General features: G+C 56.3%; 15 protein-coding genes. 5 read left to right on the top strand and 10 right to left on the bottom strand.

Going from position 1 to position 15,622, the window contains the following annotated elements; genetic code table 11:
- The first annotated feature begins 46 nt into the window (after nt 1-46).
- Both secA and mutT read left to right on the top strand, forming a co-directional pair.
- A complete protein-coding gene (secA, locus tag N037_RS17805) occupies nt 47-2,752 on the top strand; it encodes a preprotein translocase subunit SecA (RefSeq protein WP_023334510.1) in 2,706 nt (901 codons plus the stop codon).
- A 58-nt stretch (nt 2,753-2,810) separates the two neighbouring features.
- Nucleotides 2,811-3,203: an 8-oxo-dGTP diphosphatase MutT gene (mutT, locus tag N037_RS17800; RefSeq protein ID WP_023310403.1), complete on the top strand. Its 393-nt coding sequence runs from the start codon at nt 2,811-2,813 to the stop codon at nt 3,201-3,203.
- Nucleotides 3,204-3,237: 34 nt separating this feature from the next.
- On the opposite strand, the gene yacG is transcribed toward mutT, so the two are convergent.
- Genes yacG through coaE form a run of 3 tightly spaced genes read right to left on the bottom strand, consistent with a single transcriptional unit; the run spans nt 3,238 to nt 4,805 of the window.
- Nucleotides 3,238-3,432, bottom strand: a complete 195-nt coding sequence (gene yacG, locus N037_RS17795) for a DNA gyrase inhibitor YacG (RefSeq protein ID WP_023334511.1) — start codon at nt 3,430-3,432, stop codon at nt 3,238-3,240.
- 9 nt (nt 3,433-3,441) lie between these two features.
- The gene (gene zapD, locus N037_RS17790) at nt 3,442-4,185 is read right to left on the bottom strand and encodes a cell division protein ZapD (protein WP_023334512.1); all 744 of its coding nucleotides are present in this window, start codon (nt 4,183-4,185) and stop codon (nt 3,442-3,444) included.
- Complete coding sequence (gene coaE / locus N037_RS17785) at nt 4,185-4,805, bottom strand: dephospho-CoA kinase (RefSeq protein ID WP_032642553.1); 621 nt, start codon at nt 4,803-4,805, stop codon at nt 4,185-4,187. The genes zapD and coaE overlap by 1 nt, the downstream gene beginning before the upstream one ends.
- A gap of 228 nt (nt 4,806-5,033) precedes the next feature.
- Between coaE and N037_RS17780 the strand changes: the two genes are divergently transcribed.
- A complete protein-coding gene (locus N037_RS17780) occupies nt 5,034-6,077 on the top strand; it encodes a GMP reductase (protein WP_023310407.1) in 1,044 nt (347 codons plus the stop codon).
- Nucleotides 6,078-6,120: 43 nt separating this feature from the next.
- Here N037_RS17780 and hofC read toward each other — a convergent pair whose 3' ends face one another.
- The 4 genes from hofC to nadC form a co-directional block, all read right to left on the bottom strand.
- Nucleotides 6,121-7,305 carry a protein transport protein HofC gene (gene hofC, locus N037_RS17775; RefSeq protein WP_032642551.1) on the bottom strand — a complete coding sequence of 395 codons (1,185 nt, stop codon included), beginning with the start codon at nt 7,303-7,305 and terminating at the stop codon, nt 6,121-6,123.
- On the bottom strand, nt 7,295-8,677 hold the full coding sequence (gspE, locus tag N037_RS17770; protein ID WP_032642549.1) for a type II secretion system protein GspE: 1,383 nt from the start codon (nt 8,675-8,677) through the stop codon (nt 7,295-7,297). The genes hofC and gspE overlap by 11 nt, the downstream gene beginning before the upstream one ends.
- Before the next feature lie 10 nt (nt 8,678-8,687).
- The gene (ppdD, locus tag N037_RS17765) at nt 8,688-9,125 is read right to left on the bottom strand and encodes a prepilin peptidase-dependent pilin (RefSeq protein WP_032642547.1); all 438 of its coding nucleotides are present in this window, start codon (nt 9,123-9,125) and stop codon (nt 8,688-8,690) included.
- Between the two features lie 174 nt (nt 9,126-9,299).
- A complete protein-coding gene (gene nadC, locus N037_RS17760) occupies nt 9,300-10,193 on the bottom strand; it encodes a carboxylating nicotinate-nucleotide diphosphorylase (protein WP_032642545.1) in 894 nt (297 codons plus the stop codon).
- An 87-nt stretch (nt 10,194-10,280) separates the two neighbouring features.
- On the opposite strand from nadC, the gene ampD reads away from it, so the two are divergent.
- Nucleotides 10,281-10,832 carry a 1,6-anhydro-N-acetylmuramyl-L-alanine amidase AmpD gene (ampD, locus tag N037_RS17755; RefSeq protein WP_032642543.1) on the top strand — a complete coding sequence of 184 codons (552 nt, stop codon included), beginning with the start codon at nt 10,281-10,283 and terminating at the stop codon, nt 10,830-10,832.
- Nucleotides 10,833-10,841: 9 nt separating this feature from the next.
- On the top strand, nt 10,842-11,696 hold the full coding sequence (gene ampE, locus N037_RS17750; protein WP_023334520.1) for a beta-lactamase regulator AmpE: 855 nt from the start codon (nt 10,842-10,844) through the stop codon (nt 11,694-11,696).
- 18 nt (nt 11,697-11,714) lie between these two features.
- Here ampE and N037_RS17745 read toward each other — a convergent pair whose 3' ends face one another.
- From N037_RS17745 to aroP, 3 genes are all read right to left on the bottom strand, one after another.
- Nucleotides 11,715-12,665, bottom strand: coding sequence for a glycoside hydrolase family 43 protein (locus N037_RS17745; protein ID WP_032642541.1), 951 nt, complete (start codon nt 12,663-12,665; stop codon nt 11,715-11,717).
- A 10-nt stretch (nt 12,666-12,675) separates the two neighbouring features.
- A complete protein-coding gene (locus N037_RS17740; RefSeq protein ID WP_032642538.1) occupies nt 12,676-14,073 on the bottom strand; it encodes a glycoside-pentoside-hexuronide (GPH):cation symporter in 1,398 nt (465 codons plus the stop codon).
- Nucleotides 14,074-14,237: 164 nt separating this feature from the next.
- Nucleotides 14,238-15,608 carry an aromatic amino acid transporter AroP gene (gene aroP, locus N037_RS17735; RefSeq protein WP_023334523.1) on the bottom strand — a complete coding sequence of 457 codons (1,371 nt, stop codon included), beginning with the start codon at nt 15,606-15,608 and terminating at the stop codon, nt 14,238-14,240.
- Nucleotides 15,609-15,622: the final 14 nt, after the last annotated feature.

Here is a 15,622-nt window from a genome sequence, read left to right as displayed (position 1 = left end):
AATACCTTAATTTATCTGCCCACGATGGGGCGTTTGAGAATTTATTATGCTAATCAAATTGTTAACTAAAGTGTTTGGTAGTCGTAACGATCGTACCCTGCGCCGTATGCGTAAAGCAGTTGCCGTCATCAACGGTATGGAACCGGCGATGGAGAAGCTCTCTGATGACGAGCTTAAAGCGAAAACGGCGGAATTCCGTGCGCGTCTGGAAAAAGGCGAAACCTTAGAAAGCCTGATCCCGGAAGCGTTTGCTGTCGTGCGCGAAGCGAGTAAGCGCGTATTCGGCATGCGTCACTTCGACGTTCAGCTGCTGGGTGGTATGGTGCTTAACGAGCGCTGCATCGCGGAAATGCGTACCGGTGAAGGTAAAACCCTGACCGCAACGCTGCCGGCTTACCTGAACGCGCTGACCGGTAAAGGCGTTCACGTCGTTACCGTCAACGACTATCTGGCGCAGCGTGACGCCGAAAACAACCGTCCACTGTTCGAATTCCTCGGTATGACCGTCGGCATCAACATGTCCGGCCTGCCTGCGCCAGCCAAGCGCGAAGCGTACAACGCGGACATTACCTACGGCACCAACAACGAATACGGCTTCGACTACCTGCGTGACAACATGGCGTTCAGCCCGGAAGAGCGCGTACAGCGTAAACTGCACTATGCGCTGGTGGATGAGGTGGACTCCATCCTGATCGATGAAGCGCGTACCCCGCTGATCATCTCCGGCCCGGCTGAAGACAGCTCCGAGATGTACCGTAAGGTCGACAAAATTATTCCACACCTGCTGCGTCAGGAGAAAGAGGACTCGGATACCTTCCAGGGTGAAGGCCACTTCTCCGTGGATGAAAAAGCGCGTCAGGTGAACCTGACCGAACGCGGTCTGGTGAAAATTGAAGAGCTGCTGGTCGCTGAAGGCATCATGGAAGAGGGCGAGTCCCTTTACTCCCCAAGCAACATTATGCTGATGCACCACGTGACCGCTGCACTGCGCGCCCACGCGCTGTTCACCCGCGACGTCGATTACATCGTAAAAGATGGCGAAGTGATCATCGTCGATGAACACACCGGCCGTACCATGCAGGGACGTCGCTGGTCTGACGGTCTGCACCAGGCTGTGGAAGCCAAAGAAGGTGTGGATATTCAGAATGAAAACCAGACGCTGGCGTCTATCACCTTCCAGAACTACTTCCGTCTGTACGAGAAGCTGGCGGGCATGACCGGTACTGCTGATACCGAAGCGTTTGAATTCAGCTCAATCTACAAGCTGGATACCGTGGTTGTTCCAACCAACCGTCCGATGATCCGTAAGGATATGCCGGACCTGGTGTATATGACCGAAGCGGAAAAAATTCAGGCGATCATCGAAGATATTCGCGACCGTACTGCCAATGGCCAGCCGGTTCTGGTGGGGACCATCTCCATCGAGAAATCCGAAGTGGTTTCGCACGAGCTGACTAAAGCGGGTATCAAACACAACGTTCTTAACGCCAAATTCCACGCCAAAGAAGCAGACATTGTTGCGCAGGCGGGTTATCCGGCTGCCGTGACTATCGCCACCAACATGGCGGGTCGTGGTACCGATATTATGCTGGGCGGTAGCTGGCAGGCTGAAGTGGCGGAGCTGGAAAACCCAACGCCAGAACAGATTGCGCAGATCAAAGCCGACTGGCAGGTTCGTCATGACGCCGTTCTGGCTTCCGGCGGTCTGCACATCATTGGTACAGAGCGTCATGAATCCCGTCGTATCGATAACCAGCTGCGTGGCCGTGCAGGTCGTCAGGGTGATGCCGGTTCATCCCGCTTCTACCTGTCTATGGAAGATGCGCTGATGCGTATTTTCGCCTCCGACCGCGTATCCGGCATGATGCGTAAGCTGGGCATGAAGCCTGGCGAAGCGATTGAGCACCCGTGGGTGACTAAAGCGATCGCTAACGCACAGCGTAAAGTGGAAAGCCGCAACTTTGATATTCGTAAGCAGCTGCTGGAATATGATGATGTGGCTAACGATCAGCGTCGCGCGATTTACACCCAGCGTAACGAACTGCTGGACGTGTCCGACGTGAGCGAAACCATCAACAGCATCCGCGAAGATGTGTTTAAAGCCACTATCGACGCGCATATTCCGCCGCAGTCTCTGGAAGAGATGTGGGATGTTGAAGGCCTGCAGGAACGCCTGAAGAACGACTTCGATCTCGATCTGCCAATCAAAGAGTGGCTGGATAAAGAGCCTGAGCTGCACGAAGAGACCCTGCGTGAACGTATCTTTGAAACCGCGCTGGACGTTTACAAGCGTAAGGAAGAGGTCGTTGGCGCTGAGATGATGCGTCACTTCGAAAAAGGCGTGATGCTGCAGACCCTGGACTCCCTGTGGAAAGAGCACCTGGCGGCGATGGACTACCTGCGTCAGGGTATCCACCTGCGTGGCTATGCGCAGAAAGATCCGAAGCAGGAATACAAGCGTGAATCCTTCTCCATGTTTGCCTCTATGCTGGAATCACTGAAGTATGAAGTGATCAGCACCCTGAGCAAGGTTCAGGTGCGTATGCCGGAAGAAGTGGAAGCGATGGAACAGCAGCGTCGTGAAGAAGCAGAGCGTCTGGCACAAATGCAGCAGCTGAGTCATCAGACCGACGACAGCGAAGCCGCAGCGGCGATCGCCGCGCAGACCGGCGATCGTAAAGTGGGTCGTAACGATCCGTGCCCGTGTGGTTCCGGTAAAAAGTACAAGGCGTGCCACGGCCGTCTGAGCTAAATTCATAAAAAAAACAAAAAGGCGCAGATTTCTGCGCCTTTTTTATGGAAGTGACAATATGAAAATACTGCAAATTGCCGTTGGGATTATTCGCAACCCGCAAAACCAAATCTTCATCACCCAGCGCGCTGCCGACGCCCATATGGCGAACAAGTGGGAGTTTCCGGGCGGTAAAATCGAGTCAGGTGAAACGCCGGAAGAGGCGCTGGTTCGGGAGCTTCAGGAAGAGGTGGGGATCACTCCGCTTGGCGCAACGCTGTTTGATAAGCTTGAATACCAGTTCCCGGACAGGCACATCACGCTGTGGTTCTGGCTGGTGGAAAACTGGGAAGGTGAACCCTGGGGAAAAGAGGGACAGCCGGGTAACTGGGTGGAACTTCAGGCAAGTGATGCCGAAAAATTCCCGCCAGCCAATGAGCCCGTGATCCTGCGGTTAGTCGCGCAACCGTAGGCCTGCTGAGCGAAGCGCCAGCAGGCTTTACAGATTACTGCTGGGTTTCACTCCAGTCATCGCTGTCCGAGAGATCGCCTTCGCTTGGAATGCGTTTCTCTTCCGCCGCCCATTCGCCCAGGTCAATGAGCTGACAGCGCTTGCTGCAGAATGGGCGGAACGGACTCACTTCGCCCCAGACAACGGTTTTGCCACAGGTCGGGCAGCTTACGGTGGTGACATCAGACATCGGCACTCCTTAACAACAGGCCAGTTCAAAATCGAGACGTTCCGGCACGGTGCCATTTTCACTGTCCAGCGGCATAAAGCGAATCGCAAAGCGGCTCTTATGCCCGGAAATCTGCGGGTAAAGCTGTTCGCCAAGAGACAGATTGAGACGCAGAAGATCGGCATCATCACCGTTATCCTGGAAGAAACCATTCAGGCTGGTTTGCTTGCGGAACGGCGCAGAGTTACGGATCAGATCGAGGATCAGCGACAGCGTCTGGTGCATTGGCTCCAGGCTTGCCAGCCAGCTGTTCACCTGCGCGTCACGCTGCGCCTGTGGCATATGTAGCCACATGTGCAGCGTCGGCAGGTCGAAGCTACAGCAGCCGCCAGGGATGCTAAGACGCTGGCGCACCAGGCCGATCAGACGATCTTCACGCAAGAACTGCCCGACGCGCGGCGCGGCCATCAGGATGGCGCTACTGCTTTTCAACTGCTGGCGGAGCGCATCGATACGGCTCTGATCTACGCCGGGGACCTCTGTCCATGCCTGCAATTTACGCTGCTGGCGCTCCAGCTCTTTGAGTAATTCTGTGCGGACATCGCCGCGTTCAATCACATCCAGCAGATCGCCCACGTTGCGGAAGAAATGCAGCGCCGTGGCATGATCGTTAACAGGCAGATGTTGTGAAAGCTGTTGAATAAGAAATTCGATGCGCAGCCAGGTGCGCATTTTTTCGTTGAGCGGATGCTCAAAAAGGATGTGTGTCGACATTATGGTTTTTCCTGTGCAACGGCCTGCGCGGCGAACGTCAGATACTGCGCGTGCAGACGGGCAACATCCGATGCAATGGCATCTGGTGCGCCGTTATTATCAATGACATCATCCGCCACGGCAAGGCGCTGAGCGCGCGTAGCCTGAGCGGCAAGAATTTTTTCAGCATGCTCCCGCGAGACGCGATCGCGCGTCATGGTTCGCTGAATTTGCGTTTCGGGAGAGACATCAATCACCAGCACCCGATCGGCTTTCTTCTGCAGCTGATTTTCAACCAGTAGCGGAACTACCCACAGGACATAGGGCGAGCGGGCTGCGGCAATCTGACGCTGAGTTTCCTGGTGGATGATGGGGTGGAGCAGGGCATTAAGCCAGACTTTTTCTGCAGAATCGGAAAAAATGCATTCACGAAGCTGGCGGCGATTCAGTGTGCCATCAGTATTGATGATGGCCGAACCAAAATGTTCTGCGATGGCCTTTAGCGCGGGTGTATTGGGCTCTACCACCTGGCGGGCAATGATATCGGCATCAATAATCGTGATGCCCAGACGAGAGAACGCGTCCGCAACGGTACTTTTGCCACTACCGATGCCGCCGGTTAATGCGACGATATACCCCATTAAATCAAATCCTGGGAATTATTCATTATTAAAATCAGTTGATTAAAACTCTTAGGTGCGCCAGCAACTGTTTAGCCCCGTTTACCGGCTTTTTACCAGGTAAATTTATAGGATTGTAGCGTAAAAAAAGAGAATTTCGCAGTCTTGCGGAGCAGGTATTAGTGCGTATGATAACGTCACTGGAGTTGTGCTTTTAACATATTTGCCTCTAACCCCAGGAATCCGCACATGCGTATCGAAGAAGATCTGAAGTTAGGTTTCAAAGACGTTCTTATCCGCCCTAAACGCTCTACACTGAAAAGTCGCTCAGACGTTGAACTCGAACGTCAATTCACCTTTAAGCATTCGGGTCAGACCTGGTCTGGCGTGCCGATCATCGCTGCCAACATGGATACTGTGGGAACCTTTGAGATGGCAACCGCCCTGGCACAGTTCGACATTCTCACCGCCGTTCACAAACACTACAGCCCTGAAGAGTGGAATGCGTTTGTTGCGTCCGCGTCTGCTGACGTGGTGAAGCATGTGATGGTCTCCACCGGTACCTCCGATGCGGATTTCGAGAAGACCAAACAGATCCTGAACGCTAACCCGGCGCTCAACTTCGTTTGTATTGACGTGGCGAATGGTTACTCCGAACACTTCGTGCAGTTTGTCAGCAAGGCGCGTGAGGCCTGGCCGACGAAAACCATCATCGCGGGCAACGTGGTGACCGGCGAAATGTGTGAAGAGCTGATCCTCTCCGGTGCAGATATCGTGAAGGTGGGTATTGGCCCGGGCTCCGTGTGCACCACACGCGTCAAAACCGGCGTCGGTTATCCGCAGCTCTCCGCAGTCATTGAATGTGCCGATGCGGCGCACGGTCTGGGCGGCCAGATCATCAGCGATGGCGGCTGTACCATGCCGGGCGACGTTGCAAAAGCCTTCGGCGGCGGCGCGGACTTCGTGATGCTCGGCGGTATGCTGGCAGGCCACGAAGAGAGCGGTGGTACCGTTGTTGAAGAAAACGGCGAGAAATTTATGCTGTTCTACGGCATGAGTTCTGAATCCGCGATGACCCGTCACGTCGGTGGCGTGGCAAAATACCGTGCGGCAGAAGGCAAAACCGTGAAGCTGCCTCTGCGCGGCCCGGTTGAATACACCGCGCGCGATATCCTCGGCGGCCTGCGCTCGGCCTGCACCTACGTTGGGGCATCCCGCCTGAAAGAGCTGACGAAACGTACAACGTTTATTCGCGTTCAGGAACAGGAAAACCGCGTATTCAATAGCCTGTAATGGCTTCAGCTGGCGCATGCCCGTGCGCCAGCACTGTTCTGCACTAACCCGCGCTCATCGCATCCCCCAGATGGAAAATCGGCAGGTACATTGCCACCACCAGCGTGCCGATGATGACCCCTGTCACAATCAGAAGCACCGGCTCGAGAAGTGCCGCCAGATTATCTGCCCGCTGGAAGGTCTGTTCCGTGTGATGCCGGGCGAGGTTTGCCAGCATGATGTCCAGCGCACCTGACATTTCGCCGGTTCGTAAAAGCTGAATGCACAGCGGGGTAAAGATGGCCGCTTTCTGAAAGGATGACCAGACGGGGAGACCTTTTTCAATCTCCTCCCGAACGCTGCGAAGTATTCCCCGCCAGTAACAACTTTCAACGGTCTCCTCTGCGCTCTCCAGGCCCTGTAAAAAGGGAATACCTGCCTGCTGCGTGAGTGACAGCACGGTAAAGATGTGTCCCAGCTTTTGACCTTTTGCCAGTGCGCCCAACACGGGTGTCTGCATCAGCATGCGCTGCCAGCGAGGGTTCTGTCGCAGAGCCCAGGCGGCGGCTAAGGGCGCTAATAACGCGGCGAACAACGTGAGGGCATATGACTGCATAAATGCGGCCATCCCCATGACCATTTGCGTCAGTAGCGGAAGCGGAGTGTTAAACGTTTTGTAGATAGCGGCAAACTCGGGCAAGACCAGGGTGACCATCGCCAGCACCACGAGCACGGCCAGGGTCAGGACGATCGCCGGGTAGCGCAGCGCCTTTCTCACCTTCGCACTGAGCTGCTGCTGCGCTTTTTGCTGCTTTGCGAGCTGACGACAGCACTCCTCCAGCTTCCCTGTTAGCTCACCGGTTTTCACCATCGAGACATGCAGTGGGCTAAAAACGGCTGGCCACTTAGTTAGCGACTCAGAAAAGGGGGCTCCCTCACTGAGCTCATCGGCAATGCTTTGCAGCAGCGCCTGCCACGGTTTTAACGGATGTTGCTCTGCCAGCATCTGCAGGCTGTGGGACAGTGTCAGCCCGGCCTGCAGAAGCGTTGCGAGCTGGCGAAACATCTCGTAGCAGTGCTGTGGCCGCCAGCGGTGTCGCTGAGCGCATCGGGTCAGCGTCAGTGGATGGAGGTCGCTACGCATCAGCCTGGTGAAGGCGGCTGCATGGTCTGTGGCCCAGAGCGTCCCGCTTCGGGGTTCTCCTTCCTGGGTGAGCGCTCGCCAGCGCCAGAGTTGATTAGCAGCCATCCGGCATACCCAGGACGCGCACCAGCTCTTCGATCGTGGTCAGCCCTTGTTCGACGGCCATGCAGCCGTGCTCAAAAAGAGAAATCATTCCCGCCTGCCGGGCGCCCGACTCTATTACTTCTGTTCCTGCCCCGCTGGCAATGGCCTGCCGCAGGACATTGTCGATCGCGAGTACTTCAAAAATGGCCACGCGGCCATAAAAACCGTGATAACAGCGATCGCAGCCGGTGGGCTGCCAGCGTGGAAGCGGTCTGGGCCATACGGCGCGCGGTAATTCAGCATGTTCGCTGGCTTCCCGATGACAATGTGGGCACAGACGCCGGACCAGCCGCTGGGCAATCACCATCGACAGCGCGGAAGATATCATCCAGCGCGCCACGCCCATCTGCTCCAGGCGAATCAGGGTTTCCGTCGTCGAGTTGGTGTGCAGCGTCGACAGCACCAGATGCCCGGTCTGGGCGGCATTAATGGCAATGTCTGCCGTTTCACCGTCACGGATTTCACCGACCATAATGATGTCTGGATCCTGACGCAGCAATGCCCGCAGCACGCTCTGGAATGTTAAACCCGCCCGGGGATTAATCTGCGTCTGGTTTAATCCCGCAAGGGGGATCTCAATGGGATCCTCCACGCTGCAGATGTTGACGTCAGGGGTGTTACGTACCTGCAGTGCGCTATACAGCGTCACGGTTTTGCCACTGCCGGTAGGGCCGGTGACCAGAATTAGCCCCTGCGGCTGGTGGAGGACTTCATTAAAACAGGCCAGCTGTTCAGCACTCATGCCAAGCGCTTTTGGCTCGAGTGCCTGCTGAACCTGATGCAGAAGACGCAGCACAATTTTCTCGCCACCGCTGCAGGGAAGCGTCGCAATTCGAAACGAGACCGGCTCGTTTGCCAGCTCAATCGTAAACTGGCCGTCCTGAGGTAAACGACGTTCTGCAATATCCAGGTTACCCAGCACTTTTAAACGTGCGCTGAACAGGCTTGCCAGCGAGGCGGCAAGCGGAGGCTGGGGACAAAGAACCCCGTCGATGCGTAAACGGATCTGGCACGCGTGCTCCATCGGTTCGATATGAATGTCGGAGGCGCGCTGGTTGATTGCCTGCTGCAGCGTGTGGTTGAGGATATCCACCGTTGAGTGTGTTTGCGAAACGACGGGCAGATGCGATTGTGACGTTAGCTGCCGGTGTTTTTCCATGCGCTCGGCGCTCCAGCACTCAATATCAATCCGTTTCTGGGTCGCGAAGCGCAGTGCCTCCATAAGTTCAGCCGCGGGACTGCCCACGACGGCGATGCTGACCATGTCACTGTCGCTGGTGAGCAGCAGAGCGTGATGGCGCAGACAAAGCGCCACGAGTTGATCGGTATTCATCATCCGCTCCTCAGTTATTGTCGAAGCGGAAAACGTCTTCGCAGGCCTGCTTCAGGGCGCTGTCAGCACTGATGTTGCAGTCACGCGTCCAGCCCGTCATACCGTTGCCGTCGCTCCACCGTGGCGTCATGGTTACCGTCAGCCCGGTAAGACTCTCCTGTCCTGTTAAGGTCACAATCCCTTTCGCCACGCTCATTCCTGAAACGTAGCGTGTCGTGGTGGGGGAAGGGATACCGTTACTGCCGGCATCGCAGCTCTCCACGCCACCGTGATCCAGCGCGCATAGCTCGATGGCCGTACGGTAGGGAACGAAGGTTTGCAGCATATCGGTCAGCGCCGCCTTGCGCAGGTAGTTCTGATAGGCGGGAATCCCGATGGCGCTCAGAATCGCAATGATGCCAATGACCACCATCAGCTCAATGAGTGTGAAGCCTTGTTGTCTGTCCATATCTGCTCCTTGTGCAAAGTGGTGCTACTTTGTCAGCGGGAAAGTGCAGAAACGAGGGGCAAAAAAAGGAACGGGAAGGGGGCTTCAGAGAATTTATTCAGTGTTGCAGGGAAGAACAGCGGATATGCGAGCGGGGCTGAAATTCCCCTCTCCGGGTGGAGAGGGGAGAATGCGTTACTTGAAGCGCATTGAGAGGTCGAGGGCGCGAACGTGTTTGGTCAGCGCGCCGACGGAGATGTAATCCACGCCGGTTTCGGCGAATTCACGGATCGTTTCGAAAGTGACGTTCCCGGACACTTCAAGCTGGGCCCGGCCGTTTGTCAGTTTTACCGCCTCGCGCATCTGCTCCGTTTCGAAGTTATCGAGCATGATGATATCGGCCCCGGCCTTAATCGCCTGCTCCAGCTCCTCCAGGCTTTCGACTTCCACCTCCACGGGCACATCCGGGTGCAGCCAGAAGGCTTTCTCCACCGCCTGACGCACGGAGCCAGAGGCAATAATGTGGTTCTCTTTAATCAGGAAGGCGTCGGACAGACCCAGGCGATGGTTTGCGCCGCCGCCGCAGAGCACCGCATACTTCAGCGCGGTGCGCAGGCCCGGCAGCGTTTTGCGGGTATCCAGCAGCTGGGTCCGGGTGCCGGCCAGCAGGTCAACGTAGCGACGCACTTCACTGGCCACGCCTGAGAGCGTTTGTACAAAATTGAGCGCGGTACGTTCGCCGGTCAGCAAGACGCGGGAAGGACCGTCCAGTTCGAACAACGGCTGGTTGGCCGTGACTGCATCGCCGTCTTCAACATGCCAGGTGACCTGTACATCATCGCCCGCCAGCTGGGTAAAGACCTCTTCAACCCAACGTTTTCCGCAAAAGACGCCGTCTTCACGGGTGATAATGACCGCGTGGGAGCGTGTCTCTTTTGGCAACAATTGTGCGGTAATATCCTTTTCAGCATTAACGTCACCGCCCAGATCTTCTTTCAAAGCATGGGAGACGCTTGCCGGAATATCCATATTAATACGTTCCAGAAGCGCTTCACGTCGGTGGTCGGGGTTGTAGCGGCGAGGCGGCATGATAAAACTCCAAATTGGTAACGAATCATAATATTGAAACATGCTACTCTGAACCGAGTCATTGCACCATAAAGAAGGAGTTCCAGCATGTTGTTAGAAAACGGATGGCTGGTGGATGCGCGGCGTGTGCCCTCGCCGCACCACGATTGCCGCCCGGAGGATGAAAAGCCCACACTGCTGGTGGTTCATAATATTAGTCTCCCGCCGGGTGAGTTTGGCGGTCCGTGGATCGATGCGTTATTCACGGGAACGATTGATCCCGATGCTCATCCCTTTTTTGCTGAAATTGCACATTTGCGCGTATCGGCTCACTGCCTGATCCGTCGCGATGGTGAAGTGGTTCAGTATGTTCCCTTTGACAAGCGCGCCTGGCATGCCGGCGTGTCGATGTATCACGGGCGCGAACGGTGCAACGATTTTTCTATCGGGATCGAACTGGAAGGCACGGATACGACGCCCTACACCGATTCACAGTATCAACAGCTAGCGGCAGTGACCCGCACGCTTATCGGACTCTACCCGGCTATCGCCGACAATATCACGGGACACAGTGATATAGCCCCGGAGAGAAAAACCGATCCCGGTCCGGCCTTTGACTGGCCCCGTTTTCGCGCCATGCTCGCCGCGTCGTCAGAATAAGGAGATACCATGACGTTGTTTACCATGCTGCTGGTTATCATCGCTGAACGCCTGTTCAAGCTCGGCGAGCACTGGCATCTGGATCACAGGCTGGAGGTGTTATTCCGCCGGATTAAGCATTTTTCTATGCTGCGTACGCTGCTGATGATGGCGGGGGTGATGGTCATTACGTTCCTGCTCCTGCGCGCGCTGCACGGACTCTTTTTCAACGTGCCGCTGCTGGTGGTGTGGATCCTGCTCGGCGTGCTGTGCATTGGTGCGGGCAAGGTGCGTTTACACTATCACGCATACCTGAAAGCCGCTTCCCGTGACGATGCCCATGCGCGCGGTGCCATGGCGAGCGAGCTGACCATGATCCACGGCGTGCCGCCGGACTGCGACGAGCGCGAGTTTCTGCGCGAGCTGCAAAACGCGCTGCTGTGGATTAACTTCCGTTACTACCTGGCACCGCTGTTCTGGTTTGTGGTGGGCGGTCCGTGGGGGCCGGTGCTGCTGATGGGGTATGCGTTTCTGCGCGCCTGGCAGACCTGGCTTGCCCGGTATCTGACGCCGCACGAACGCCTGCAGTCCGGCATTGATGCCATCCTGCACGTGCTCGACTGGCTCCCGGTGCGTCTGGTGGGCGTGGTGTACGCGTTAATTGGTCACGGTGAAAAAGCGCTGCCCGCATGGTTCGCGTCTCTTGCCGATCGCCATACGTCGCAGTACCAGGTGCTAACGCGCCTGGCGCAGTTCTCGCTGGCGCGTGAGCCGCATACCGACAAGATTGAGACGCCGAAAGCCGCAGTTTCGATGGCGAAAAAAACCTCGTTTGTGGTGGTGGTTATCGTGGCGCTGCTGACGATTTACGGCACGCTGGTGTAAGCCAGCGCGCCGCAAAGGCTACAGCGTATCCGCGGGCGGGATGCCGAAATCAGGCATCCCGTTTTCATTCCAGCGGACAAGCTTCAGGCGGGTATGGCGATTCGGATCGTACAGCGGGTCGCCCTCAATTTCGGTGTAATTACGCGCGTGATACACCAGCACATCTTCCCCTTCCGGCGTTTGCGTAAAGCTGTTGTGGCCCGGGCCGAACTGGCGGTTCTCATAGCTGGTAACGAACACCGGATGCGGGGATTTGTGCCAGTTTGCCGGGTTTTGCGGATCGGCATTCAGGTCTATCCACAGTAGCCCCATGCAGTAGTTCTCGTCGGTGGCGCTGGCGGAATAGCTGATAAACAGCTTATCGCCGTGAACCAGCACCGCCGGGCCTTCGTTGACCCAAAATCCGCGACACTCCCAGTCATACTCCGGCTTGCTGAGCATCACCGGCTCGCCTTTCAGCGTCCAGGGGTTCTCCATTTCGCACAGATAAAGATTGGAGTTTCCGGTGATATCCGGCGCTTTTTGCGCCCACAGATACCAGCGTTTCCCCTGATGAACAAAGGTGGTGGCGTCCAGGGCGAAGGTGTCGAAAGGCGTTTTGATCTGCCCTTTTTCCACCCACGCGCCGGTGAGCGGATCGCCGCCGGTGCATTCGATGGCGAACATACGGTGCTGGAACATCCCGAGCGCGTCGAGCGCCTGGGTGTGCGTCGCGGCAAAATAGATGTACCACTTCCCGTCAATGTGGTGCAGTTCTGGTGCCCAGATCAGCTGACTCATTGGGCCGGTGTCGGGTTTGCGCCAGACCACGACTTCTTGGGCATTACGTAAGCCTTCCAGCGAGTCCGCGCGGCGGAGTGCCAGCCTGTCGTACTCCGGCACGGAGGCAATAAAGTAGTACTGCCCCTCATGACGTAAAATGTACGGATCGGCACGTTGTTCGATAAACGGGTTTGGCCAGGTTTGCATTCGGCTTTCCTTATTTAGTCTCAGCGGCTTTGAGTTCCTGTAAATCATTCAGCTCGCGGTAGTTAGCGCGACGCTTCTCCAGGTCTTCCTGAATGCGTTTCATCGTTTCACGGTCAACCTTCAGCAGACGTACCACGCCAGCGGTAATTAAGTATCCAACGCCGGGAATAACGGTAAACAGCAGCACAATGCCGTTAATGGCGTCCGCGCTTTGCGATTTTGCACCTGCGTCATAACCGTACCAGGAGAGCAGGAAACCAACCATCGCCCCGGCAATCGCCAGCCCTAGCTTCAGGAAGAAGATGTTGCCGGAGAAGCTGATCCCGGTGATGCGTTTCCCGGTCTTCCACTCGCCGTAGTCGTCCACGTCGGCCATCAGCGACCAGTGAAGCGGAGACGGGATCTGGTGCAGGATGTTCAGCAGGAAGTAGAGCACCACGATGGTGACGGTGGCTTTCGGGTCGAGGAAATAAAAGGCGGTTGAGAAAATCGCCAGCACAATATTGGTCCAGAAGAAGACCTTCAGCTTGCACCAGCGGTCGGTCAGCACTTTTGCCAGCACGCTGCCGAGCATCATACCGACCACGCCCAGGCTGATAAACAGCGTGGCGAAGTGGGTGCTCTGGCCCATCACCCAGGTGACGTAATACATGGTGGCCGCCATACGGATAAAGCCTGGGCAGACGTTGCACAGGGTCAGGAGCAAAATGCGTACCCACTGGTCGTTCTTCCACACGTCTTTCAGATCGTTTTTCAGCTCGTCGTTGGTCTGTACCGCCGGGCGCACGCGCTCGCGCACGGTGGCGAAGCAGAACAGGAACATGCAGGCTCCAATTAGCGCCAGGACGGTCATCGCCATCTGATAGCCTTTGGCTTTGTCATCCCCGCCAAACCAGTCGGCCATCGGCAGCAGCGTTAATGAGAGCAGCAGCGTGGCGATGCCGACCAGCACGAAGCGATACGACTGGCAGGCCACGCGTTCTTTTGGATCGTTGGTGATCACCCCGCCTAAGGAGCAGTAAGGGATGTTGATTGCCGTATAGGTCAAAGAGAGCAGGAAGTAAGTGACAAACGCATAGATAACTTTGCTGTTATAGCTCCACTCCGGCGTGGTGAACATCAGGATGCTAAACAGCGCGTAGGGGAAGGCAATCCACAGCAGCCATGGACGAAACCGGCCATATTTACTGCGGGTACGATCGGCAATCGCGCCCATGATCGGGTCCGTTACGGCGTCAATGACGCGCACGGAAAGCAGCAGCACGCCGACCAGCGCAGGGGCGAGGCCAAAGATATCCGTATAAAAATAGTTAACAAACAGCATGATGGCACCGAAGATGATGTTGCATCCCGCGTCGCCCATCCCATAGCCGATCTTTTCTTTTACTGACAGTGTGTTGTTATCCATCGACAGCTCTCCGGTTTACGGTATGGAGAGAATTATTCGCTGGCAAAGGAATATATGCGTTGCAGTATCAGGGCGGTGATATGGATAAATGCGCTGTTGGCGTGAAAGTGTGAGGGAGGTAACAACGCGCGGCACCCGCAAAAGCAGGCGCCGCGGAGAGAGGCTTAGTGTGCTTTCATCGCATTACGGCTTTTCTGGCTGAAGAGATAGCCAACGCCCAGGATCGCAATCCAGACCGGGATCAGGTAGACGGAAATCGCCATGCCCGGCGTGATCAGCATGATCACCAGCACGGCTGCCATAAACAGCAGGCACACCCAGTTACCCAGGGGATAGAGCAGGGCAGGGAAGCGCGTAGTCACGCCCTGCTGCTGTTTCGCGCGGCGGAACTTCATGTGTGCCAGGCTGATCATCGCCCAGTTGATGACCAGGGCAGAGACCACCAGTGCCATCAGCAGGCCAAACGCCGATTCCGGCGCCATGTAGTTAATGAGCACGCACAGCGCGGTCACAACCGCCGAAACCAGAATCGTGTTTACCGGCACGCCGCGCTTATCGACGTTGAGCAGCGCTTTTGGCGCGTTCCCCTGCTGGGCCAGGCCGAACAGCATGCGGCTGTTGCAGTATACGCAGCTGTTGTAAACGGAGAGCGCTGCGGTCAGTACCACGATGTTCAGGGCGTTGGCCACAAAGGTGTCGCCCAGCTCGTGGAAGATCAATACAAACGGGCTGGTGTCAGCGGTCACGCGGGTCCACGGCAGCAGGGAGAGCAGCACGGCCAGCGAGCCCACATAGAAGATCAGAATGCGGTAGATAACCTGGTTAGTGGCTTTTGGAATGCTCTGCTCCGGGTTGTCGGCTTCAGCGGCGGTGATGCCCACCAGCTCCAGACCACCGAAGGAGAACATGATGATGGCCATCATCATCACCAGGCCCGTCATGCCGTGAGGCAGGAATCCACCCTGTTCCCAGAGGTTGCGCACGGTTGCCTGCGGGCCGCCGTTGCCGCTGAACAGCAGCCAGCCGCCAAAGATAATCATCGCCACCACGGCAATAACCTTAATGATGGCAAACCAGAACTCCATCTCACCGAACACTTTTACGTTGGTCAGGTTAATGGCGTTAATAATGACGAAGAACGCCGCTGCGGAGGCCCAGGTTGGGATCTCAGGATACCAGAACTGAATGTACTTCCCGACGGCGGTAAGCTCAGCCATGGCAACCAGAACGTACAGCACCCAGTAGTTCCAGCCCGAGGCGAAACCGGCAAAGCTGCCCCAGTATTTATAGGCAAAGTGGCTGAAGGAGCCAGCGACCGGCTCTTCAACGACCATTTCACCCAGCTGGCGCATAATCAGAAAGGCAATAAAACCGGCTATCGCGTAACCCAAAATAATGCCGGGACCGGCTGACTGGATAACGGATGCGCTGCCCAGAAACAGGCCGGTACCAATCGCACCGCCCAGTGCGATGAGCTGTATATGGCGGTTTTTAAGCCCGCGCTTTAGCTGATCGCCGTGCTGTTGAGCTTCCATTTGAAACCTCGTGT

It is taken from the genome of Enterobacter sp. EGD-HP1 (assembly GCF_000733275.2).
Lineage (GTDB): Bacteria > Pseudomonadota > Gammaproteobacteria > Enterobacterales > Enterobacteriaceae > Enterobacter.
The sequence above is the reverse complement of the archived record's forward strand: the minus strand, read 5'-3'. Positions and strand labels throughout refer to the sequence as shown.